Source organism: Croceibacterium xixiisoli, from assembly GCF_009827305.1.
Classification (GTDB): domain Bacteria; phylum Pseudomonadota; class Alphaproteobacteria; order Sphingomonadales; family Sphingomonadaceae; genus Croceibacterium_C; species Croceibacterium_C xixiisoli.
Genome location: NZ_WTYJ01000002.1, coordinates 52,080 through 75,148 on the forward strand (window position 1 = coordinate 52,080; position 23,069 = coordinate 75,148).

Sequence of the window (23,069 nt, forward strand, 5' to 3'; positions counted from 1 at the left end):
GTCAGCCGTCCGCCGGCGGCATATTGTGCCCCAGCAGCCGCAACAGATCGGCCGCACATTCCAGCACATTGGAGCCGGGGCCATAGATGCCCTGGACCCCGGCCGCGCGCAGGAACTCGTAATCCTGCGGCGGGATCACGCCACCGGCCACCACCTTGATATCCGCGCGGCCCTGGTCGCGCAGCATGCGGATCAGTTCGGGGATCAGCGTCTTGTGCCCGGCCGCGAGCGAGCTGGCACCGATCGCATCGACATCCTCAGCCAATGCCAGCCGTGCGGTTTCCCCCGGCGTCTGGAACAGTGGGCCTGAGATCACGGCAAAGCCCATGTCGGCAAAACCGCTGGCGATCACATTCGCGCCGCGATCATGCCCATCCTGCCCCATCTTGGCGATCAGCACGCGCGGTTTGCGCCCCAGCCGGCGGGTGACGGCCTCCACCCCCTCCACCACCTGGGCAAAGCGCGGATCGCCTTCATAGGCGGCGGCATAGACGCCGGATACGGGCGCGGGCAGGGTTTCATAACGCCCGAACGCCTGTTCCATGGCGGCGGAAATTTCGCCCAGCGTGGCATTGGCTCGTGCGCATTCGACGGCGAGAGCGAGCAGGTTTTCGGTGAGGTCGGGATCCGTTGGCGCGTGGCGTAGGGTCTGCGGCCCAGCTTCGCTTCCGACAGGCTCAGGCTGAGCGGGCGTGGGTGCCACCGGGGCCACCGCCCGCCCGGCCGCATCCGTCAGGGCCCGCAAGGCCGCCTGGCACGCGGCCTCATCCCGTTTGGCCCGCACGCGGGTCAGGCGGGCGATCTGCGCTTCGCGTACCTGGTGGTTGTCCACCTCCAGCGTATCGATCGGCGCTTCGCCTTCCAGTCGATAGCGGTTGACGCCGATGATCGCATCTTCCCCCCGGTCGACCCGTGCCTGGCGGGCGGCGGCGGCCTGTTCGATCCGCTGCTTGGGCATGCCGCTGGCTACGGCGGCGGTCATTCCGCCCAGCGCATCGGTTTCATCGATCAGCGCCTGCGCTGCCTCCACCAGCTCGGCGGTCAGCGCCTCGACATAATAGCTGCCGCCCAGCGGATCGATCACGCGGGTGATGCCGGTTTCCTCGGCCAGCACCAGCTGGGTGTTGCGGGCGATGCGGGCGGAAAAATCGGTCGGCAGGGCCAGCGCCTCATCCAGCGCATTGGTGTGCAGGCTCTGCGTGCCGCCCAGCACGGCGGCCAGCGCCTCCACCGTGGTGCGGATCACATTGTTGTATGGGTCCTGTTCCTGCAGGCTGACCCCGCTGGTCTGGCAATGGGTGCGCAGCACCTTGCTGCGTTCGCTGCGGGCGCCGAGCCCGGTCATGGCATCATGCCACAGCCGGCGTGCGGCGCGCAGCTTGGCCACTTCCATGAAGAAATTCATCCCGATGCCGAAGAAGAACGACAGGCGCGGGGCGAAGCTGTCGACGTCCAGCCCGGCCTGTGTCGCGCGGCGGACATATTCCTTCCCGTCAGCAATGGTGAAGGCCAGTTCCTGCACCGCCGTCGCCCCGGCCTCATGCATGTGATAGCCGGAGATGGAGATGGAATTGAAGCGTGGCATCCGCGCCGAGCAATAGGCGATGATATCCGCCACGATCCGCATGCTGGGGGCGGGCGGATAGATATAGGTGTTGCGGACCATGAACTCCTTCAGAATATCGTTCTGAATGGTCCCGCTCAGCTGTTCGGGCGGCACGCCCTGCCGTTCGGCGGCAGCGATATAGAACGCCATCACCGGGATCACCGCGCCGTTCATGGTCATCGATACGGACATCTGGTCCAGCGGAATACCGCCGAACAGGATCGCCATATCCTCCACCGTATCGATCGCCACGCCGGCCTTGCCGACATCGCCCACCACGCGCGGATGATCGGAATCATATCCGCGATGGGTGGCCAGATCGAAGGCGACCGACAGGCCTTTCTGCCCGGCGGCCAGATTACGGCGGTAGAAGGCGTTGCTTTCCTCCGCGGTCGAAAACCCCGCATATTGGCGGATGGTCCAGGGCCGGCCGGTGTACATGCTGGCATAGGGCCCGCGCGTGAACGGGGCGAAGCCGGGCAGGCCCTGATTCTCGGCCGGCAGATCCTCGGCGGTATAGAGCGGCTGGATGGCGATGCCTTCGGGCGTGTGCCAGGTCGCATCGCGCCCCTGCAATTCCTTGTCGGCCTTCGCCTGCCAGTCGGAACGGTCAGCCATGCGCAGCGCCATCCTTCGGGCTTTCCATGATCTCGGTCAGCACCCCGCCCATGTCGCGCGGGTGGAGGAAGAAGATCGGCGTGCCATGCGCGCCGATCCGGGTCGGGCCCAGCGGCAGCTTGTCCAGCGCCTCGAATGCGGATCGCGCGGCATTGATGTCGGGCACCTCGAAACACACATGATGCTGCCCGCCCGCCGGGTTCTTCGCCAGGAAACCGGTCAGCGGAGAGGTATCATCCAGCGGTTCGATCAGCTCGATCTGGCTGTTTGGCGTATCGACGAAGCACACCCGCACGCCCTGTTCAGGCATGTCGAACGCCTCATGCACATGCGTTGCGCCCATAACCTCGCGCCAAAAGGTTACGCTCTCCGCGATCGATGGCGTTGCCACGCCGATATGGTTGAGCCGGCCCAGTTCCATCGCTGCTCTCCGTCTTGTTTGACGCAGATGCTACGCGCGCGAAGTCGGAAAGGGAATGGCCGGGCACTGCTCGCCTTACCTCTTCACTTCGTCCCGGCTGATGGCAGAAGGGGCAGATTGCGAAACGGCGGTGTCGGGAATCAGCAGAGCGCTGGCGGTGGCGACGGCCAGGAAGGTCGCATACGTCGCGATACGCAGTGATATCATTGAAATCCCCCGTGCATGATGCTCCGGGTTCATGGTCGTCAAAGATGACAGGCTGATGGATGGCCGGTCGCGCCACACGGCTGCAACAATCGCTGCCTAACCGCCGCTCGACCGGATCACTATCGCTGTCGGGCCCGGATGCGGGATCGGCAAAAATCAGCAGCACGCCCGGGCAGTTGAAGGGACGATGGCGACATCGGCCCCGTTCAGTTGCGCCCGTCGTGCCGGCTGGGAGTGGTTGGATCCGGGTACCATAGCAAGAGGGATCGCAAACCGATGACCAGGACATTGAACCAATTGGCGGCATCGCTGCTGCTGACAGCCGCACTGATCGTGCCCACCCACGCCCAGAACAGCGCTGACCCTGTTTCGGCACCCGTCGCCGCGACCCAGCCTGCGCCCGCGGCAACGCCGGCCCGCGCGCGCAATGTCATCCTGTTCCTGGCCGATGCGGCCGGTGTTTCCACCATCAACGCCGCCAGCCTGCTCGGCTATGGCGAACCACTGAAGCTGCATATCCAGCAATGGCCGCATCTGGGATTGAGCGAAACATCGCCGGTCGACAAATTCGTGTCCGATTCCGCCAATGGCATGTCCTCGATCGTTACCGGGGTGAAGACCCGCAACGGCGTGATCAGCCAGAACGCCGATGCGGTGCGCGGCCAGCGTGACGGTGCACCGACGAAGAGCGTGCTCGAATATGCCGAGGAACATGGGTTGATGACAGCGGTCATCACCACCCAGTCGATCGCCGATGCCACCCCGGCCGCGATCTATGCCCATTCCAACGATCGCGGCAAATGGGGGGAGATTTTCCCGCAGGCCTTCACACCGCGTTTCGGGGACGGGGTGGATATCCTGTTCGGCGCCGGTCGTGCGAAGATCGGCGAACAGCTGACGGCTGCCGGCACCGGCTTCGATCAGCTGAGCCAGGCCCACAACCGCCCGATCTATGCCGATCTGGCCGCCGTGCCCGCCACCAACACCCGCCCTGTCGTGGTGGGGGACCGGATGGATGTCCACGCTGCCACGCTGAAGGCGCTCGATCTGTTGCAGCAGGCGCCCGAAGGCTATTTCCTGGTCGTCGAATGGGATGCCCATACCGATGACGTGCGCAAGGGCCTGCAGAATGTGGTCGATTTCGACCGGCTGATTGCAGAGGTGCAAGGCCGCGTCGATCTGACCGACACGCTGCTGCTGTTCACTGCCGACCATTCCTTCGGCCTGCAGGTCGATGGCGGCGCGCGCGGGGGCGAACTGCTGGCGGGCTATGACGCGTGGAAAGCCAGCGGCAGCAAGGATGATGTCGTCCGGCTGGAAAACGTCATGATCAACCGCACGCATACCGGGGAAGAAGTGGCCGCCCTGGCCATCGGCGCCGGCGCAGACCGCGTGCGCGGCTATTTCCCCAACACCCATCTGTTTGATGTGATGATGCAGGCCTACGGCTGGGATCGCGACGCCGCTGAATAGAACATGGGGCGGGGCCGGCAGATGGCCGGTCCCGCCATTCAGTCACACATCCCGCACTGCCGGCAACACCGTCTCTGCAAACAGCCGCATGCTGGCGAGCGCGCTGGCATTGTCGATCACGCCATTGCCGTTGAACACCAGCCGCAACGCACCCGTGCCGCGTGTCTGCCGCAGAGCTGCGATCTGGGCGATGCATTGTTCGGGATCGCCCCAGATCACTTGTTCGGACAAGATTGTGTTTCGATCGAACGGCGCTGGCTCTACGCCGCGCGCCTTGGCGCTGGCGTCGCGCGCGGTCTGGCGGCGGGACAGCAGTTCATCGACCGCCGCCTCCGCCCCCGCTGTGTTGCGGCCCATGCACAGATAGCGGCACAGCGATGATCGAGCGAGAGTGCCGGCTGCGCCGGTTTCCGCCAGCGCCTGCGCATAGGTAGCGAGTTGTCGCCCTTCCGGCGGTTCCAAGCTCAGCAGCAGCGGCAATCCGCGCCGTGCGGCAAAGCCCAGCGTCTCGGGCGTGGTGCCGGCCTGGTACAACGGCGGGTGCGGCTGCTGCAGCGGCGGGGCGCTGGCGCGATGTTCGGGGGAAAGCGGCTGCGACCAGACGCGGAGCATGGTGTCGAACGCCGCCTCGAACCGTTCGCGCGCCTGCGCATGATCGATGCCCAGAATGGTGAAAGTCTGCGGATCGGTGCCGCGGCCGATGCCGATATCCAGCCGCCCCCCGCTCTGGTGGTCGAGCTGGGCGATCATTTCCGCCAGCAGCAGCGGACCATGCAGTGGCAGGACCAGGATGGAGGTGCCGATGCGGATCCGTTCCGTCCGCGCAAACAGTGCCGCCGCCAGCAGCAGGGTGGAAGGGTAGGGCTGCGGCGGATCCTGAAAATGGAATTCGTTGAACCACACCCCATCGAAACCGAGCCGATCCGCCTCTTCGAACAGGGCCAGGAAATCGCGGTGGTCCCCCCGGGTCGCATCGCGGGTCCAGCCATAGAGATCAATGCGCATGGGCGGCAGAGTGTGGGCGGTGCCGGGGGGTGTCAATCGGTGCGACGATTGGGCTACGCCATCCCATCATCAGCGAACCTCCCACCGTCATGCCAGCGAACCCGGGGACGCCCCTGTTATAAGTGGGAGAACGGGCGCATCTCGGCAAAGGACGCCCTCCTCGTCGAGCAACCGGAAACCGGTTGATCGTTCAAGAGCGACCTATCGCACCAGAGGCGATTTGTCAGCATGCATTCTTTTAGGGGTTCGCGTCCTGAAGAGTGTCGCAATGGTGACAAAGAACCAACCGATGGCGACGACGGCGAAAGCAACCAGCGCGTGTGGGGCCAAGTCGATCAAAATCAGCACCGCCCCCGCTGCGGCGAAGAAATCGCGCATCGTTATCCACGTCAACCACTTCATGATAATCGACTGGCGCCCCCGGAAGTGATGCTTGACCGCGTCAAAAGTGAAGGAGTCATTGAGCGCGCGGGCGCGGCGACCGATCAGCAACAGACCGGTGGCCAAAAGGACCAGTCCTATCGCACCGAAGGCTGCGGCGCGCGTGAAGCCCTGATGCCAGAGGTTGAAGGTCAAACCGGCAATAAAGGCCAGGTTGGTCGCCGCATCAATCAGGCTGTCGAGCATTGCGCCCCTTCGCGAAGTTCGAAAGGTCGCCCGCGCGATTTCACCATCGACGCCATCGAAAATCGACGCCGCTTGAAACAGGAAGGCGCCAGCAATCAGGCCCGCATCGCCACCAAAGAAAAGACAAGTGGCCATTCCCAGGCCGAGCGCCGCCGTCCCGCAGGTGGCGTGCATCGGACTAATGCCAGGAATGCGCAGAAGGCGCAGGCTGATCGCCTGCGAAATTGGGCGGTTGATATACCGAGAAACAATGCCGTCCCCCGCCTTGCCCGTTGCGGCGACAATGGATCGGCTGGCCTGTTTCAGGCGAGCTATGCCATGCGCTTCCAAGGCTTTTTGAGAGCCCCCCGCCATGCCGGTTCTGCCGTGCACGGCAGGGCGAATCAGCGCCTCGCCAATATCGTCCGCACCAATCAGCGATTCGCCGTCGACGAACAGCGCATGACTATCGGTGCTGATCGCGTTTAGATCAGCGATATCGACGTCGAGCATAGGCGCCAGGCGCGCCAGTTCGGATCGGCTCCATTCACTGGGCGACCAGCCGCCGGGCACCGCTATAGTATATTTGTCGGCGCCATCCCCGGAACCGCCCGCAATGGCGATTTCCCTGATCACTCGCGCGGCCGCCGGGATACCCGCAACAAGGTAGTTTGCCGTAGCCGCCGAGGCGAAAAGGAGGTGAATGTGCGCCACTTGCGTAAAAAACCTGTATCGATCCACGGAAGAGACCGGCGGCTGTGGCACCGGGGTTGGAACGCGCTATAGGGATCGCGCACAGGACTGCCAAGGCGTCGAATGTTGGAGAAGATCGGAATGTCGCGACGCCGGACTGAAGGCGCGGGGGCGGACAGGCCACAGGGGCGTCGGCCGGCCGAATTGCAGATTTTTTCAAATCGGGCGCTTTACCATCCGTTCGCTGCCTGGCTGGCCCTTCGGCTGGCATCGACGCCGGCCACGCCAAACATGGTTTCGGTGGCTGGCGGACTTTGCGTTGTCGGGGCAGCGGTCGCCTATACGCAGGTCGCTTGGCCGGTGTCGGTAATGCTCGGACTCCTGTTCCATATGTCCTGGCATATACTGGACGGCGCCGATGGCGATCTGGCCCGGTTGACCGGACAGAGCGGGCCAGTGGGCGAATTGGTCGACGGTATTTGCGATTATGCCAGCCATTTGGTTCTTTATGTATTGCTGGCCCTGTTCCTCCAGGCTCAGATCGGCCCGGTCGCCTGGTTCCTGATGGTCCTGTCCGGCATCAGCCACATCGCGCAATCGAACCATTTCGAGGTGCAGCGCCGTCAGTATCAATGGTGGGTCTATGGCGTTCCCTGGCTTCGCTCGACGAGCGCGGACGACCTGGCTGACAGCGGCATTTTCGCAGCCCTGCGATCGGCCTATCTCGGGCTGGCGAGCCGAATGGCGCCCGGGGTCGCAGCGATCGATTCGGCACTTGCGGATGCCGGATTGGATCCCGAACGGCTCGATCGGTCACGTGCCTCTGTCCGTGGGCAACTGGCTCCTTTGCTGTCTGGCATGACCATGCTGAGCGCCAATCACCGCACAATCATTCTGGCGCTGTCGATGGCGGCGGGCTCACCGGCCTATTATTTTCTGTATCAGGCGGTTGTGCTGAATCTCGTGCTGGTGCGGTCGATCCGCCGCTTCGATCGCGCGAAGGACCGGATTGACGATGAATTGAGTCACGCCGACCCCAACACCCGGCGATAAATGTCGAGATTGGCCTGAGCGAAGGCGCGCCAGCTCAATTCTGCAGCCCGCGCGATACCGGCTCGACGCATGGCGCTCGCCCGCGCGGGGTCGTCAACCGCCTCGCACAGGGCGGCAGCCATGGCGGCCGGATCGCGCGGGGGCGCCAGATTCGCCGCCCCGGCAGTCACCTCCGGCATCGCTGAGATATCGCTCGTTACCACGGGGCATCCACACGCCATTGCTTCAGCCAGCGGGTTGCCGAAACCCTCGCACAACGACGGATGGAGCAAGGCCGCCGCCGCCGAATACAACTGCACCATCTCCGTGCGCTCGACCGGCCCAAGCAGGCGGACGCGGCTGGCGATGCCGAGTTGGTCAGCCAGATATTTCAACCGGTGCGAGTGGGCGCCCATCCGTTGCACAAAAACGAGGTCGATGTCGTCGCGCTCGCGGAATGCAGCCGCAAAACCCCGCATCGCCCCGTCATGATTTTTGTAAGGAGCATATTGTCCAACCACGAGCACGAAGCGGCGGTCGGGTGCCATGCCAAGGGTCCGGAGTATGCCAGGGTCACGGGCGACAGGGTGGAAGTCTGGCGAAACCCCCGAGCGAGTGATGAAAGCTCGATCGGCTGCCTGCGGAGCATGCGCGACAATTTCACGGCGGCTGGCTTCGCTGACCGAAGCAATGGCGGCCGCCTCGCGTAACGCCCTGCCGATGCCATGGGCGTAAAAAGCCTGTTCGATACGGCCATAAGGTGCCGGGTTGCACCAACGCGGGTTGGTCAGCCACATGATGTCGTGCACAGTCGTTACGCACGGCATTTTCAGTCTGGCCGGCATGGTGTTGAAAGTGGCGTGAAACAAGTCGACGCCCGAAAGATCGACCACCTGCGGCAGCCACCACATTGTTGCCGGTCCGTTGGCGGCCTGATGCACGGCGATTTCCCTGACATTTTCCGCACGAGTGAGCGGGGCCGATCGCGACGGGTGCTTGAGCAAAAGAAAGTTCAGGTCGGGGGCCAATCCCGGCACGAAGTCGACGAGCCCCTGTACGGCCTCTGCAATCCCGCTGGGGCGCGGCCCTATATACCGGCAATCAATGCAGATGGTTGGCATGGTCGCGGTACTTCAAGTTCGATGGGGCCGCAATTTGACGGCAGGGTTGCGGCGTTCTTGTCGATACAAGGCCCTGCAATTGGGACCGATAGGGCTGCAGGGTCAATATGGTGATTGATACTTACGCGCCATCGCTTTAAGGCGCACAAATTATTGACCGGCGGAATGGTTGCGTTTCTGGCGGGGGCGAGGGAAAGTCGACTTAATCATATTCACCACTGGAAACTGTCGCGCTGTGCCTGTCGTACCGTTCCAGTATTTGTAAACCTAATGACCGGTGATCCCAATGTCGAGCCGGGCAAAATCCTTCGGTGCTTTTTTGCGCTCGAAGCAGGAAAATGACAATGAAGCCAATCCGGGTTGCAGTTATTGGCGTAGGAAACTGCGCAAGTTCTTTGGTGCAGGGCGTCTTCCACTATCGCGCGACGGGCTCGGCTGATGGCCTTATCCATGACTATATCGGTGGTTATGGGGCTGGCGATCTGGAATTTGTGCTGGGTGTAGATGTCGACGCGCGCAAGGTTGGCAAGGATATCGCCGACGCGATTTTTGCCGCGCCGAACAATACCACAGTTTTTCATTCGGAAGTGCCGGCGACCGGTGCGAAAGTCATCAAGGGATGCATCTTGGATGGTGTCGCCCCCCACATGACCACCGCCGGCGAACGCGGTTTTCAGGTTGCCGAAGGGCCGGAGGCGACGAAACAGCAAATTGTCGATGCGCTGATCGAGGCGCGCGCGGAAATATTGATCAACTTCCTTCCCGTCGGTTCGCAGCGAGCAGCCGAATTCTACATGGACTGCGCGTTGGAGGCAGGGGTTGCGGTCGTGAACTGCATGCCCGTGTTTATCGCCAGCGATCCGGTTTGGGCGGCGAAATTCCAGAAGCGCGGCCTTCCGATCATTGGTGACGACATTAAGGCTCAGGTTGGCGCCACGATCGTGCATCGGGCACTGTCCAATCTGTTTTCGGTTCGTGGCGCAACGGTCGAGCGAACCTACCAGCTCAACACCGGCGGCAACACCGATTTCATGAACATGCTCGATCGTCAGCGCCTGACGAGCAAGAAGATGTCGAAGACGGAAGCTGTGCAGTCCAGCCTTGCCCAGCGCTTGGCGGATGAGAACATCCTGATCGGCCCCTCGGAATATGTTCCGTGGCAGAAAGACAACAAGATTTGCTTCCTGCGTATCGAAGGAACTCAGTGGGGTGGCGTTCCAATGAACGTCGAATTGCGTCTGTCGGTTGAAGACAGCCCCAATGCGGCCGCTTGCGTCGTGGATGCAATTCGCTGCTGCAAGGTCGCGCTCGAGCGCGGCGAAAGCGGGGTGCTGATCGCGCCCTCGGCTTATTATTGCAAGCACCCAGTCGAGCAGTTCAGCGATGACACCGCTCGGCAGATGCTGGGCGTCTATATTGCCGGTCGAGCAGAGGCCGCTGAATAAGCGGTCCTGTCCTTGATTATCGGCACCATCTCGACATTGTTTCTTCGCTCTCGGCACCGGGCGGCCAAATCATGGACGCGTTGATCATAGCAGCGGGTTTCGGGACGCGGCTTCGACCGGTTTCCGATTGCAAACCGTTGACACCGATCCTCGGTATACCGTTGCTGGAACTTGGTATCCGGCAATCGGTTGCCGCGGGCGTGCGTCGCGTCGTGGTTGTCACGGGTTACCAGGCCGATCTGATCGAAGCCGAACTGCCCCGGCTTTCGCGAAGCGTGAACATTCCGGTTGTCGCTCAACGGGTCGAAAATTGGTCGCAGCCCAACGGTCATTCCGTGATCGCGGGCGCGGCGCAAATCGATGGCGATTACTTGCTGATGATGGCGGATCACATCTTTTCGTCCACCATCTTGAGCAATTTGGCGCAACAGGGGCGCCCCGACCGCGGTGTCACCCTCGCCATCGACCGCCGCATCACAGGGCCATTGATCGATCCAGACGATGCCACATGGGTCGAAACTGGCGACCAAGGCTGCATCAGGTCGATTGGCAAAAGCATCTCCGCTTACGACGCCGTTGATTGCGGCGCATTTCTGGCCACGCCCGAACTCGCTGCTGCAATCGAAGCGGCCATCGCCGCAGGGTGTCCGGGCAGCCTGTCCGACGGGATGCAGCGGCTCGCTGACGTTGGGCGCGCGGCAACAATGGATGTCGGTGACGCGTGGTGGATCGATGTCGATGACGCGCGCGCATACGACTTGGCCGAGATCGGAGTCGTATCCTGGCTTGGCGATATCTACGAGAATCGCCTTGCAGAAGCTGCGAAGTGATGGCGGCGTTGCAGCGGCCCTATCTGTTCGATGCGACGCGGTTGATTTCGCGAAGTTGGACGCGTCGGTATTCGACCGGGATTGATCGCGTCTGCTATGCCTATCTCGATAATTTTCGCGTTCGAGCCCAGGCGGCGGTGCAGGTTCGCGGGCTGTTGCGGATTCTGACGCCGGCGCACTCGGACGAGCTATTCGATATGTTGCGGGGGCCCGACACCGCATTTCGCCGCAAGCTTGCGGCGTTCGCTCCGCGTGCACTAACCTGTGGGGCCTCGCAAATCGATGGTGACGGCGCCTTCTATATCAATGTCAGTCACACTGATTTCGACCTGGCGCGGCACACCCAATGGGTCGAGCGCAATCGGGTCCGGCCGCTGTATCTGATCCATGATCTGATACCCATCACGCATGCGCAATATTGCACGGAACGGGCGACGGCGCGGCATCGGGGGCGCGTTGTCAATGCGCTGCGGAATGCCGCCGGCATCATCGTCAATTCCGAGGCGACGGAGCAGGAACTGGCGCGGTTTTCTGCCCGCGAGAATCTGCGGCAGCCTCCTGTTCTTGCGGCGTCTCTTGCCGGGGCAGACCTGCCGAAATCTTCCGCGCCGATCGCGGGCGCGCCTGCCTATTTCGTCTGTGCCGGAACGATCGAGAGCCGCAAGAACCATATCTTGCTGCTCCAACTCTGGCTTCGTTTGATCGGGCAACTGGGCGACCGAACGCCGCAACTGGTCATTATCGGCCAATGGGGCGCGAATTCAGAGCCGGTGCGGGCCATGCTGCAAGGATCGGCGGCGTTGCGCCGCCACGTGACCGTGTTGAATCGCTGCTCTGATGCGGAATTGGGGAAATGGATCGCGGGCGCCAGGGCACTGCTCATGCCCACCTTGGCCGAGGGGTTCGGATTGCCGTTGGTGGAAGCGTTCAAGCTGGGCACGCCGGTGATCGCGAGCGACCTTCCTTGCTTCCGGGAAACGGGTCAAGGTGTTCCGATCTTGCTGGACCCGTTCGATATCGAGGCATGGTTTGGCATGATCCGGTCGTTCGACAGCCATCCGGAACGCGCGCGCCAGATGATGTCGATGGCGACCTATCGGGCGCCCACGTGGGAACAGCATTTTTCAGCAGTGGAAGCATGGTGCGCTTCGTTGCCGCCGCTTTCGTTCGCAAAGCAGGATGCGCGATCACGGGCAAATCACCTTAGGGGGCGGGCTCCATTGCGTCCCGAGACTGGACTTTCCAATGCGCTTGTCGAGTGACGAATTCAGCGCGCGTGCATCCGAAGCGCCGCAAACCAAGAAAGATACCGTGTTCAAGAAGTTAAAGTTGGTGAGCCCGATATTCCTGGCGACGGTCGTAGTGCCGACGCTGATTGCGGTGCTGTATTTCGGCTTTTTGGCCAACGACATCTATGTGTCGGAGTCACGCTTCGTCGTGCGCAGCCCCAGCAAAAGCAACATATCACCCTTGGGCGCTGTGCTCAGCGGCGGTGGGCTGACGGGCGCCAGTGAAGAGAGCAGCGCGGTGACCGAATATCTGGAGTCCCCGGCCGCCCTTGCGGATGCCGATGGCGACGGGCTGATACGCAAGGCCTATAGCGCTCCCGAAATTTTCTGGTTCGACCGGTTTGGCGGGATATCGGGCTCCACCAGGGAGCAACTCTTCCAATATTTTCTGACCAAGGCCACGGTCGTCCACGAACCCACGACGCAGGTCACCCGGCTGACGGTCCGGGCCTATAGTGCCAAAGATGCCCAACGGATCAACAGCCGGCTGCTGCAGAACTCGGAAGCCCTCGTCAATCGCCTGTCGGAACGTGCGCGGACCGACTCGATCCGGGTCGCGCAGGGGGAGGTGGATGCCGCCAAGGCTGTTGCCCGCGAAGCCGCAGTGGCCCTTGCGCGCTATCGCAATCGTGAAGGCATCATCGACCCCGAGAAGGAAGCGGAGGTCCGGCTGCAAATGATCTCCAAGCTTCAGGACGAACTCATCGCGGCGCGGACGCAGTTGCAACAGATGCAGACCTACACGCCCCAGGCGTCGCAAATTCCCTTCTTGCGTACGCAGATCCAGTCGCTCCAGGGTGAGATCGACGAGCAGACGGCGGGGGTTGCGGGCGGAAGCCGCTCGCTTTCGGCGGCGGCCGTGCAGTATCAGCAGCTGCTACTCGATTCCGAACTGTCGCAAAAGCAACTGGCGGCGGAACTTGTTTCCTTGCGCGATGCGCAGGGAGAGGCGCGCCGCAAACGGGCTTATGTCGAGCGCATATCCGAACCGAATGCCCCGGACTATGCCGTGGAACCGCGCCGCGCGCGCGGGATTGTCGCGACCTTCATTCTGGGCCTGCTTGCCTGGGGCGTATTGTCGACGTTGATGGTCGGAATCCGTGAGCATCGCGATTAATGATCGAAACTGCGCCTGACCAGCCTGCGGCGTCCAGCAGTTGGAGCATCCAGTGCCGCGTGCTTGGTGCGCTGCTCATCCGCGAAATGCTGACGCGTTACGGTCGGCATAATCTCGGGTTTCTGTGGCTCTTCGTCGAACCAATGATGTTCACGCTGGGCGTGACTGCGTTGTGGACCGCGACCAAATCGGTGCACGGCAGCGATCTGCCGATCGTCGCCTTCGCTTTGACGGGCTATTCCAGCGTGCTCCTGTGGCGGAACATGCCGGGGCGCTGCATCGGCGCGCTGTGGGCCAATCTGGCCCTGATGTACCATCGCAACATCAAGGTGCTCGACGTCTATCTCGCGCGCGTCTTGCTGGAATTCGGAGGGGCGACGATTTCGTTCGCCACATTGTCCGTCCTTTTTATCACGCTTGGCTTGTTGAAGCCGCCCGAAGACATGCTGCAGGTCGTCGGCGGATGGTTGAGCATTGCCTGGTTCGGGACCGCACTGGCAATCTGGATCGGCGCCTTATCGCATGAGAACGAGCTTGTGGACAAGCTTTGGCACCCGTTTTCCTATCTGTTGTTCCCGCTGTCGGGTGCGGGATTCATGGTAGATGCCTTGCCCCATCAGGCGCAGGAGATCGTTCTGTATATTCCTATCGTCCACGGCGTCGAATTCGTGCGGGAAGGCTATTTCGGATCGAGGGCGAGAGCGCATTACGATCTGGGTTATCTTTTGTCCTTCTGCCTTGTCCTCAGCCTGTTCGCGCTGATGCAAGTGCGCAAAGTGGCGCGCAATGTGGTGCCCGAATGATCTCGCTGCGCGACGTCCACAAAGTCTATCACACGCGGCATGGCAACAAGGTCGTGCTCGACGGCGTCGGCTTCGACCTGAAAATGGGCGAGAAGCTGGGTGTCCTGGGGCGTAATGGAGCCGGGAAATCGACGCTGATCAGACTGATCAGCGGCGCCGAGTTGCCAACGTCGGGCACGATCGAACGGCATATGTCGGTGTCATGGCCGCTCGCATTTGGCGGGGCTTTCCAGGCGACATTGACCGGCATCGATAATATTCGCTTTATCAGCCGAATCTACAATCAGGATTTTGAACGGAACCTGGCTTTTGTAGAAGATTTTGCGGAACTTGGGCCGTATTTGCGCGAACCTGTCCGGACTTATTCGTCGGGCATGCGCGCGCGCTTGGCATTTGCTATTTCGATGATCATCGAATTCGACTGTTTCCTGATCGACGAAGTCGGCGCGGTTGGCGATGCACGGTTTCACGCCCGTTGCAATTTCGAGCTTTTTCAGAAGCGTGCCGATCGTGCGATGATCATCATTTCGCACGATGCCGCGTATATACGCGAGCATTGCGATCGTTGGGCCGTCCTGCACAACGCCAAATTGACCCTCTATGACGACTTCGAACTCGCTTATGGCGATTTCCGGATCCAGATTGGCCTGGATCCTCAACCGGTCGATGATCAGCGGCCGGTGACGAGCCGCCGCGCGCTCGTCGAAACCTCCCAGCACAGGTCTCTTCAGGACGAGCGGTTCATGATGCTCGCGCGCGAAGGTGATTGGCGGCGGGACGCGGGTCAGTGGAGTCTGTCGGAGGAAAGCTATGCAGCGGCCCTGGCGCTTTATCCCTATGAGCGCTCCCGCTGGGGTCAGCATGGCCATGTTACCCGGGCGAACGGGCTGCACGCGCGCGCGGAAGCATCGTATCGAACTGCCTGCGCGCTTGGAGTGCCGGTGCAGGATGTCCATGATTTTTGGGTCTTCACCATGGCCGGCCAGTCTGTCGATCCACAGCGCTGGCCGCTTCGCGGATATGTGGCAGGCCCGGCGAGCAGCCAGGTGCCGGGCAGGCCCGACGTCGAACTGTTCGCGCGTATCCTGTGGTGTGAAGATCGAACCGATGACGGTGACATAGTCGATCTTCTCCGCAACAACGCAACATGTGACGAACTGTTGTCGGCGATGCTTCAGGATCAGCGCTTCGATGCAGCGCATCCTGGGTGGCCCAAGATTGTGCGAACGGATCAAAATCCGGTCCGTCCCAGTGACGGGCCACGGGCGTTGCCGCAAGCGGACGCTCCGGATGGCGATGAAGAGGAAAGCGTAGCGGGCTGGATTCGCGATATTTGCGTGATTGCCCTGCCTGAGTCCGAACAGGATGAGACGCAAATATCCTTGAGCAAAATCCGCACGATGGAAAATGCTTGGCCTATCTTGGCATCGGCCGGAGCTTTTTCGGATTGGCCGCTCACCCAGTCCTTCCTTCGGGACATGGCAGGATCTCAAACGGAATCGCGGTCTCAAGCATGAAAAATGTGATGATCGACGGCTACAATCTGGGCATGGAGAAGGGGACGGGTATCGCCACCTATGCCCGTAATCTCAGCTTTGCGTTGCGCGACCTCGGTTATGGGGTTTCGGTCCTCTATGGCAAAAGATCCGCCGCTTCGCGTGACGAATTGTTGCGGGAGATTGGTTTCTTCGAGGGCGACACAGACCGCTCTCCCGCACGTGAATCGGTGGACCGGGTCGTCCATGCCTTGCGCGGGCCGCTGTCACGGTCGGCGGTCGAAGTTCCGATGACGGGCCGCGTCATCTCTGCGTCTTTTGCGGGCAGGATGCCCCATTATGACAAAATCTATAATGCTGTGAATGTCTTCCATCGCTCCCAGAGCGCTTTCAAGCTCTGGGGGCGGCTTTCCGACGTCGCGGTCCCGCAACGGCCCGACCTCGCACATTGGACCTATCCACTGCCATTGCGGGTCAAGGGTGTCCCCAATATCTACACGCTGCACGACCTTGTACCGCTGCGCTTGCCGCATACCACGTCCGACAACAAGCGACTCTATCTGCGCCTGATTCGCCAATTGAAGGACCGGGCCGATCATATCGTCACCGTTTCCGAATGTTCGAAGCGTGACATAGTGGAAATCACGGGGATTTCGCCCAGCCGTGTGACCAATACCTACCAATCTGTCGATATCCCACTCGCTTTGCGCAACAAATCCGAGGAAGTGGTGGCACGCGAGGTCGAAGCGATTCTCGGGGTCGACTATAAGAATTATTATCTTTTCTGGGGGTCGCTCGAGCCGAAGAAGAATATCGGCCGGATGGTCCAGGCCTATATCGCCAGCGGGTCGACGGCTCGGCTGGTCATCATTGGCGCCCGAGCCTGGAAGGCTGAAGAAGAGACGCGTTTTCTGGGTGCCGAAGGGATCATCAATCTTTCGTACGTGCCTTTCGAGCTGTTGGTAAGCTTGATCCGCGGTGCGAAGGCCGCCTTGTTTCCGTCGCTATATGAAGGCTTTGGCTTGCCGATGCTCGAAGCGATGCTGCTCGGCACGCCGGTGATCTGTTCCGATAGCTCATCGCTGCCGGAGGTCGCCGGTGATGCGGCCGTCATGGTGGATCCTTATGATACGCCCGCTCTTGCCGAGGCTATCCGCCGCGTCGATGCCGATGCCGGACTGCGCGACGCGATGCGTGAGCGTGGCGTTCTTCAGGCGGCGCGTTTCACGCCAAAGCTTTATCGCGATCGCTTGCAGGCGGTCTATCAAGGTCTGATGTGATGCGCCAACAGGGGATGATCGTACCGAAACGGATCGCAGAATGATCCAGCGCCTCAGTGCAAATGAAAGTCGAATGAAATGACGGATCGTCGCAAACGGACTGATGGCAACAACCCTTCGGGCGCTGCCGCGATCCGCAACATGCTCGCCGTGGCCTGCCTTGCCGTACCGCTGGCCGCCTGTTCATCGCTTGGTGCCTCGGGACCGTCGACCTCGTCCGTGCGAAAGATCGAGGCGACGCAATATGATGGCAGCGATGTCAAAATCATCGATCTCGACAATCAGGTAGTGCGGCGGGTTGCTGCCGTCCGGAACTCGCGCAATTTTTCGGAAATCTTTGGCGAAGCAGCGGTGGTCGATACCGTCATTGGTTATGGCGATGCGCTGGACATTTCGATGTGGGAGGCGCCGCCCGCCGTATTGTTCGGGGCGATGGGCGCCGACGTGCGCCCCCCTGCCGGGATTTCCATCGCCCAGAGCGCTGCGCTTCCGGGGCAGGTGGTCGGCAATGACGGCCTGGTTTCGGTTCCTTTCGTCGGCCGCGTGCAGGCAGCGGGGCGCACCCCGGCCGAAGTACAACACGAGATTTCCGCCCGTCTGAGGGGCAAGGCTAACGACCCGCAGGTCGTCGTCCGCCTGGTCCAGAACGAAACGCGCAATGTCACGATCATTGGCGAAGTGGCTGCCAGTCGCCGGGTGCCGCTCAGCGCCAGGGGCGAACGGCTGCTCGATGCCATTGCGGCTGCCGGTGGCTCCAGGCAACCTGTTGGAAAAACAACGATCCAGTTGTCGCGCGGCGCAACGGTGGCCGCGATGGCGCTGGATGACATCATCCGCAATCCGGCGCAGAATGTCCGCCTGTTGCCAGACGATGTGGTCACGGTCTTGTTCCAACCCTACAGCTTCATTGCGCTCGGCGCGGTTAACCAAAACGCGGAAGTGCCGTTTGAGGGTGGCGGGCTGACCTTGGCGCAGGCGCTGGGCCGAACAGGCGGCTTGCGTGATGAGCGCGCCGACATCCGCGGTGTCTTCGTGTTCCGCATGGAAGACCCTGCCGCGCTCGATCCGTCGGTTACGGCCACTGCTCGCACGACGCTCGATGGGCGGGTGCCGGTGGTCTATCGCTTGAATCTCTCGGATGCGTCGAGCCTCTTCGCCGCGCAGGACTTCGCCATTCGGGATCGCGATATCCTCTATATTTCAAATGCGCCGGGAACAGACCTCCAGAAGTTCCTGAACAGCCTCTCCACCGTGGCCTTTTCGGCAATCTCCGTCGGCAATGCGGTGAGATGACGGTGATTGTCGGCGGCACCTTTCGTTTAGCGGCGCCAGCACGCCTGCGGTTCGTTTTGTAAGGGGTATATCATTGTCATCCTATATGCGTTTCGATGGGGCGGCACTGCCAGGTGGGGTGGGAAAAGATGGACCGAACGGTTCCCGCATGTCCGAGGGGCAAGAGGGCCATCTTTGCTTCGGCCCATATTGCTCGCTTGAGCCCGGCGATTATGTCGCGGGATTTTACATGCGTGCGCTGCCCGGGTCGGTTTCCAATCTGATCAATTGCGATGTTTTTGCGCCGGAGAAGGGCGTCATCGCATTCAGATCCGTATCGAGCGGAACCTTATTTGACGATACGCTGACCCTCGTGTCGATGGATTTCCACCTTGACGACAGGTTGGATAGTGTTGAGGCTCGGGCTTATGTCTATCCCGGCGTGCTGCTCGAAGTTACCGAACTGGTGGTGTTCTCAAAACGCCCGCGCAGCTGGAGCGGAAAGTGAATCCTCCCTCGGAAAACAAATGGCGGCGGCGCTTGAGCAAGAAGCATATTGAGCAACGCGTCTATGCTGCGGCGCTCAAGGCGCATACCTATGTGGCGCATCGCATTACAGCTTTCAGGATAGTCCCGGCGGAGGCAATCGAAGCGCGCGCGCTTTTGGCATCGCAGGAAGCCAAGGCTTATGCCGATGACGCCGTCCACAGCCTGAGCATGGCACTGCGGGGCATGGCGAAGGTGATGGCGGGAATGAACCAGCGTATCGACACGTTGGAGGCGGTCCATTCCGAAACACGCGAAGAGATTCTCAACCTCGCGCGAGCCGTGCAGGGCCTGGAAAAGGCGTTCGCGGGCCGGGCCATGGAGAACCTGGAAGAAGCGCTTGCGGAGCGTGACGGCCTTTTGGACATCAAGACCGATATAGTAGGTCTGGAAACCGGACTGCGCGAGCTCGACGCACGGCTCGGTGCACTGATGCGGCATACCGATATGCCGGCGCATACGCACGGGTTACGCCCGCCGACGTCGACGGACGTCACATCCGCGCGTCTTGAAAATGACGACGAGCGGCTGTGCCGAGATGTCGGTGCAGCATCCGATGAAAGAATTCAGACATGAGCACCAAACCGCTGCCCAGTTTCGCGATCTCGCCCGCGGAGGAAGGGGGTGTTTCGTTCTCGGTGGTCATCAACACCGACAACCGACTGGACTATCTGAAACGCACCATCGACGGATTGCGTTATTCGAAATATGCGAATTTTGAAGTCTGCGTGGTCTCCGGACCCACGCCGGATGGCACGCGTGAATATCTTGAGGCGATCAAGGACGATGTCAAAGTCGCTTATTGCCCCGAGCGTATCCTGTCGATGTCGCGCAACATCGGTATTGCAATGGCGTCATCCGACGTCGTCTGTTTTATCGACGACGATGCCGTTCCCGAGCCCGAATGGCTCGGCGATCTGGCATCGGCCTATGACGATGATGAAGTCGGCGCTGTCGGCGGCTTCGTCTACGATAACAGCGGCGTGAAATTTCAGGCGCGCTACGTGACGACAAATCGATTGGGCTATCCCACCGATTGGGGGACTGCCGCCCCGCACATCAATTTTCCCCAAGCTCTCGATTATCCGCATCTGCTCGGCACAAATTGTTCTTTTCGCAGATCGGCGCTGCTCGAAATCGGCGGGTTCGACGAGGAGTATGAATATTTCCTCGACGAGACCGATGTCTGCTGCCGGATCAACGATGCGGGCTATCGCATCGTTCAGCTTCCGCGCGCCTTTGTGCATCACAAATATGCGCCGAGCCATCTGCGCGACGAACGCAAGATCGTTCGCAACTGGTATCCGCTGATCAAGAATCGCGTTTATTTCGGTCTGCGGAACGGGCGGAACCATCATAGCCACCGCGAGGTGCTGAATGCCGGGATGGCCGATATCCGCGGCTGGGAGCGGAGCGTCCTCGCCGCCGAACGTGTCGGAGACTACACGACGGCGGAGGTCGAGCGTTTTTACGACGAGACGGCGCGCGCGCTCGAAGATGGGCGCAGCCGCGCGGCCGAGCCGCCGAAGATGCTGAGTCAGGCAACGCGCGATGCGCACCGGTCGGAATTCCGGACCTTTCCCATTCTTCGTCTCGAAGCCGAACGATCGACCATTTGTCTGGTTACGCAGGATTATCCGCCGGGCCAGAATGGCGGTATCGCGCGCAATATGGCGCAGCTTGCACAATCGCTGGCTGCGGATGGACATCAGGTCCATGTCCTTACCAAGTCGCGCGGACCTTCGACCGTGGACTTCGAGGATTCTGTCTGGGTCCATCGTGTCGAAATACGGCACTATCCGGCGCCCGACCCATCTCCGATCGCCCCGCACGCGGTTCCGTCGCATATCTGGAATTATGGCCAGACAATGCTTGAGGAAGTACGCGCGATCGATGCGAAGCGAAAGGTGGACGTCGTCTATTGCCCGCTTTGGGATTGCGAACCGCTGCTGTTTCAGATCAGCGCTGAGTTTCCGCTGATCGTTGCGTTGCAGACGACCATGCGTTTCTGGCTTGAAAGCCAGCCTCTGAAGGCAGCGGATAAAGGCTGGATGGCCGAATTCGGCAATCCCATCATCGCCATGGAAGAATTGATCCTCAACAATGCGAAAATGATGCATGCCAACAGCGCGGCGATCGTCCGGGACATCCGCGAAAAATATGATCTCGCGCTTCCCGACGAAAGGCTATTCTACTCGCCGCATGGAATGGCCGACTGGTCGGACGGCATGGAACCACCGGCCGGCGTAACAGCCGAGACACGTATCCTGTTTGTCGGGCGGCTCGAATCCCGCAAGGGAATCGATACCCTGTTGCAATCCGCCCCGGGGATTTTGGCCAAATATCCCGACGCTGTCCTCGACATCGTAGGCGACGATACAATCCTCCGCCCCGACGGCACGACCTATAAGGGCGAATTTCTCAAGAGCGGCCTGACGCAGGCAATTTTCGATCGAATTCGCTTTCATGGTCGGGTCGAAGAGGAGGAATTGCGTCGGTTTTATCGCGACTGCGACATTTTCGTGGCCCCGTCGCGATATGAATCCTTCGGCCTCGTCTTTCTGGAAGCAATGGTATTCGGCAAGCCGGTGATTGCATGCGATGCAGGTGGCGGCCCGGAAGTTGTGACCCATGACAAGACCGGCATGCTGGTGGCGCCGGGCGACACGCAAGGCCTGTCCGATGCGCTTGATAAGTTGCTCGCAGACCCGGCCGAGCGGCGTGCGATGGGCGTGGCCGCGCGCAAGGATTATGAAGCCCGCTTTACCGATCAGGCGATGGTGAGGGATTTTCTCGCGGTTTTTGCCCGAATGGGACTCCGCGCGGATGCGGCACCCCGGATCATGCACAAGGGGGCATGATGTGTCCGTCAAGTTGCCCATCAGCGAGGCATTGGCCCATGGCTTGTCTCGAGGAATTCAGACAACGGGCTGGGAGCCGGTGGAAAATCCTGTTGGGCTAGGGAAGTCACTAAGATCCTGCACGTTCGGTGATCCGCTGATTTTGCTGTGCGGACCTGAAACCGTTGGGCTGGAATTCCTTCGTCACGGTTGGAGCGGGGAAGTCAGAATAACGACCGATGAGGGAGAACATACTCTGCTGTTGTCGAAAGACGATGGCACCGATGTTGTCCTTTTCCAACTTGCGCCGCGTTCGGATGATTTCCAGGTTACCATAGAGGCGCTGCACGTTGACGGGCGTGAAGAGGCGCATTGCGAAGCCTGGCTGTTGAGCCTTGTTTTTCGCAAGAGGCCGCGGCCGGTTGGCGGGACTTTACCCGTTAATCAGCATACTCGGCTGGTGTACGGAACATGGGGACAATTCCTTGTCCTTGCGACGGACGCAGTTATCCCCAGTGTCATTGTCCGTGAAGGAGTATGGGCGGGAAACGACGTTCGGCTGTTCAAGGAGCAAGTCCGCCCAGGCGACGTGGTCTTGGATATCGGAGCGAATTTCGGACACCATTCGGTCGTGTTTTCAAAGCTGGTTGGTTCGACAGGTCTTGTGCTCGCAATCGAGGCACAATGGACCATGTACCAGCTGATCCACGCCAACGCCGCGCTAAATCGCTGCGACAACATTGTACCGATTCACGCCGCTGCCGGAAATAGTCACGGCAGTGTCACCATGTATCCTGTGAGCAAGGCAGGAGAGGATAATTTTGGGCGGCTAGCCATCAACACACACGTCCTGGCAGGACAGGACGATGGAGAGGAGGTCGCTGTATATCCTCTTGACACTCTCTTGCCCGGTTACCTGGGTGATCGCCAGATTTCTTTCGTCAAGATCGACGTCCAGTCCTATGAGTTTTTCGTGCTACTCGGGATGACTTCTTTGTTGGAGAAGCATAGGCCGATAATTTTCGTTGAAATTGCACCATATTGGATGCAGCGGGCAGGCTATGATTACACCGAGATTTATGGGTTGCTGCGTGCGTACGGTTATCAATTCATGCACAGCGATGAAATCGCAATGGGTTCCGATAATGTTCCTGATATCCCGGTCGATATGAAGATCGAATGGGATTTACTCGCCATCCATCCCGAAGGTCCGAACCGGGGTTGCAAATCGGCGACATAGATCAAGTGGGGCGCACGATCGGTGTGCTTCGGCAAACACGCAGATTGCCCGGCCCCGCACGGCGCTGCGTCAGCACACTTCTAAAAACACCACAAATGATGATGAGCATGCACATTAAGAGGAACGGCA

19 protein-coding genes are annotated in these 23,069 nt (G+C 60.8%); 14 read left to right on the forward strand and 5 right to left on the reverse strand.

Features of this window, described 5'->3' with window-relative positions; translation table 11 throughout:
- Window position 1: 1 nt before the first annotated feature.
- Window positions 2-2,224 carry a methylmalonyl-CoA mutase gene (gene scpA, locus GRI97_RS09355; RefSeq protein ID WP_161390938.1) on the reverse strand — a complete coding sequence of 741 codons (2,223 nt, stop codon included), beginning with the start codon at window positions 2,222-2,224 and terminating at the stop codon, window positions 2-4.
- Entirely contained in the window at window positions 2,217-2,645 is a 429-nt protein-coding gene (gene mce, locus GRI97_RS09360; protein WP_161390939.1) for a methylmalonyl-CoA epimerase, read from the reverse strand. The genes scpA and mce overlap by 8 nt, the downstream gene beginning before the upstream one ends.
- Before the next feature lie 483 nt (window positions 2,646-3,128).
- On the opposite strand from mce, the gene GRI97_RS09365 reads away from it, so the two are divergent.
- Window positions 3,129-4,325, forward strand: a complete 1,197-nt coding sequence (locus GRI97_RS09365; protein WP_161390940.1) for an alkaline phosphatase — start codon at window positions 3,129-3,131, stop codon at window positions 4,323-4,325.
- 42 nt (window positions 4,326-4,367) lie between these two features.
- Here GRI97_RS09365 and GRI97_RS09370 read toward each other — a convergent pair whose 3' ends face one another.
- On the reverse strand, window positions 4,368-5,330 hold the full coding sequence (locus GRI97_RS09370) for an LLM class flavin-dependent oxidoreductase (RefSeq protein ID WP_161390941.1): 963 nt from the start codon (window positions 5,328-5,330) through the stop codon (window positions 4,368-4,370).
- Window positions 5,331-5,531: 201 nt separating this feature from the next.
- Window positions 5,532-6,572, reverse strand: coding sequence for a CDP-alcohol phosphatidyltransferase family protein (locus GRI97_RS18900; RefSeq protein ID WP_161390942.1), 1,041 nt, complete (start codon window positions 6,570-6,572; stop codon window positions 5,532-5,534).
- Between the two features lie 180 nt (window positions 6,573-6,752).
- Between GRI97_RS18900 and GRI97_RS09380 the strand changes: the two genes are divergently transcribed.
- On the forward strand, window positions 6,753-7,682 hold the full coding sequence (locus GRI97_RS09380; protein ID WP_235917743.1) for a CDP-alcohol phosphatidyltransferase family protein: 930 nt from the start codon (window positions 6,753-6,755) through the stop codon (window positions 7,680-7,682).
- On the opposite strand, the gene GRI97_RS09385 is transcribed toward GRI97_RS09380, so the two are convergent.
- On the reverse strand, window positions 7,655-8,782 hold the full coding sequence (locus GRI97_RS09385) for a glycosyltransferase family 4 protein (RefSeq protein WP_161390943.1): 1,128 nt from the start codon (window positions 8,780-8,782) through the stop codon (window positions 7,655-7,657). The genes GRI97_RS09380 and GRI97_RS09385 overlap by 28 nt on opposite strands.
- Window positions 8,783-9,126: 344 nt before the next feature.
- On the opposite strand from GRI97_RS09385, the gene GRI97_RS09390 reads away from it, so the two are divergent.
- From GRI97_RS09390 to GRI97_RS09445, 12 genes are all read left to right on the forward strand, one after another.
- Window positions 9,127-10,227, forward strand: coding sequence for an inositol-3-phosphate synthase (locus GRI97_RS09390; protein ID WP_161390944.1), 1,101 nt, complete (start codon window positions 9,127-9,129; stop codon window positions 10,225-10,227).
- Window positions 10,228-10,298: 71 nt separating this feature from the next.
- The gene (locus GRI97_RS09395; RefSeq protein ID WP_161390945.1) at window positions 10,299-11,057 is read left to right on the forward strand and encodes an NTP transferase domain-containing protein; all 759 of its coding nucleotides are present in this window, start codon (window positions 10,299-10,301) and stop codon (window positions 11,055-11,057) included.
- On the forward strand, window positions 11,057-12,319 hold the full coding sequence (locus tag GRI97_RS09400; protein WP_161390946.1) for a glycosyltransferase family 4 protein: 1,263 nt from the start codon (window positions 11,057-11,059) through the stop codon (window positions 12,317-12,319). Before GRI97_RS09395 ends, GRI97_RS09400 begins: the two co-directional genes overlap by 1 nt.
- Window positions 12,309-13,463: a hypothetical protein gene (locus GRI97_RS09405; RefSeq protein ID WP_235917745.1), complete on the forward strand. Its 1,155-nt coding sequence runs from the start codon at window positions 12,309-12,311 to the stop codon at window positions 13,461-13,463. The genes GRI97_RS09400 and GRI97_RS09405 overlap by 11 nt, the downstream gene beginning before the upstream one ends.
- The gene (locus tag GRI97_RS09410) at window positions 13,463-14,266 is read left to right on the forward strand and encodes an ABC transporter permease (protein WP_161390947.1); all 804 of its coding nucleotides are present in this window, start codon (window positions 13,463-13,465) and stop codon (window positions 14,264-14,266) included. Before GRI97_RS09405 ends, GRI97_RS09410 begins: the two co-directional genes overlap by 1 nt.
- The gene (locus tag GRI97_RS18905) at window positions 14,263-15,783 is read left to right on the forward strand and encodes an ATP-binding cassette domain-containing protein (protein ID WP_161390948.1); all 1,521 of its coding nucleotides are present in this window, start codon (window positions 14,263-14,265) and stop codon (window positions 15,781-15,783) included. The genes GRI97_RS09410 and GRI97_RS18905 overlap by 4 nt, the downstream gene beginning before the upstream one ends.
- 8 nt (window positions 15,784-15,791) lie before the next feature.
- On the forward strand, window positions 15,792-17,042 hold the full coding sequence (locus GRI97_RS09420) for a glycosyltransferase family 4 protein (protein WP_161390949.1): 1,251 nt from the start codon (window positions 15,792-15,794) through the stop codon (window positions 17,040-17,042).
- Window positions 17,043-17,183: 141 nt separating this feature from the next.
- Entirely contained in the window at window positions 17,184-18,335 is a 1,152-nt protein-coding gene (locus GRI97_RS09425; RefSeq protein ID WP_161390950.1) for a polysaccharide biosynthesis/export family protein, read from the forward strand.
- 73 nt (window positions 18,336-18,408) lie between these two features.
- Window positions 18,409-18,822, forward strand: a complete 414-nt coding sequence (locus GRI97_RS09430) for a hypothetical protein (protein WP_161390951.1) — start codon at window positions 18,409-18,411, stop codon at window positions 18,820-18,822.
- Between the two features lie 32 nt (window positions 18,823-18,854).
- Window positions 18,855-19,436 (forward strand): hypothetical protein, encoded by a 582-nt coding sequence (locus GRI97_RS09435; protein ID WP_161390952.1) that lies wholly within the window; start codon window positions 18,855-18,857, stop codon window positions 19,434-19,436.
- Window positions 19,433-21,721, forward strand: a complete 2,289-nt coding sequence (locus GRI97_RS09440; RefSeq protein WP_161390953.1) for a glycosyltransferase — start codon at window positions 19,433-19,435, stop codon at window positions 21,719-21,721. Before GRI97_RS09435 ends, GRI97_RS09440 begins: the two co-directional genes overlap by 4 nt.
- A 1-nt stretch (window position 21,722) precedes the next feature.
- A complete protein-coding gene (locus GRI97_RS09445) occupies window positions 21,723-22,940 on the forward strand; it encodes an FkbM family methyltransferase (RefSeq protein ID WP_161390954.1) in 1,218 nt (405 codons plus the stop codon).
- Window positions 22,941-23,069: the final 129 nt, after the last annotated feature.

Bases quoted from the DNA above. Each gene is read 5' to 3' on its own strand.
- scpA (WP_161390938.1), bottom strand. From the start codon at position 2,224: ATGGCTGACCGTTCCGACTGGCAGGCGAAGGCCGACAAGGAATTGCAG.
- mce (WP_161390939.1), bottom strand. From the start codon at position 2,645: ATGGAACTGGGCCGGCTCAACCATATCGGCGTGGCAACGCCATCGATC.
- GRI97_RS09365 (WP_161390940.1), top strand. From the start codon at position 3,129: ATGACCAGGACATTGAACCAATTGGCGGCATCGCTGCTGCTGACAGCC.
- GRI97_RS09370 (WP_161390941.1), bottom strand. From the start codon at position 5,330: ATGCGCATTGATCTCTATGGCTGGACCCGCGATGCGACCCGGGGGGAC.
- GRI97_RS09380 (WP_235917743.1), top strand. From the start codon at position 6,753: ATGTTGGAGAAGATCGGAATGTCGCGACGCCGGACTGAAGGCGCGGGG.
- GRI97_RS09385 (WP_161390943.1), bottom strand. From the start codon at position 8,782: ATGCCAACCATCTGCATTGATTGCCGGTATATAGGGCCGCGCCCCAGC.
- GRI97_RS09390 (WP_161390944.1), top strand. From the start codon at position 9,127: ATGAAGCCAATCCGGGTTGCAGTTATTGGCGTAGGAAACTGCGCAAGT.
- GRI97_RS09395 (WP_161390945.1), top strand. From the start codon at position 10,299: ATGGACGCGTTGATCATAGCAGCGGGTTTCGGGACGCGGCTTCGACCG.
- GRI97_RS09400 (WP_161390946.1), top strand. From the start codon at position 11,057: ATGGCGGCGTTGCAGCGGCCCTATCTGTTCGATGCGACGCGGTTGATT.
- GRI97_RS09410 (WP_161390947.1), top strand. From the start codon at position 13,463: ATGATCGAAACTGCGCCTGACCAGCCTGCGGCGTCCAGCAGTTGGAGC.
- GRI97_RS18905 (WP_161390948.1), top strand. From the start codon at position 14,263: ATGATCTCGCTGCGCGACGTCCACAAAGTCTATCACACGCGGCATGGC.
- GRI97_RS09420 (WP_161390949.1), top strand. From the start codon at position 15,792: ATGATCGACGGCTACAATCTGGGCATGGAGAAGGGGACGGGTATCGCC.
- GRI97_RS09425 (WP_161390950.1), top strand. From the start codon at position 17,184: ATGCTCGCCGTGGCCTGCCTTGCCGTACCGCTGGCCGCCTGTTCATCG.
- GRI97_RS09440 (WP_161390953.1), top strand. From the start codon at position 19,433: ATGAGCACCAAACCGCTGCCCAGTTTCGCGATCTCGCCCGCGGAGGAA.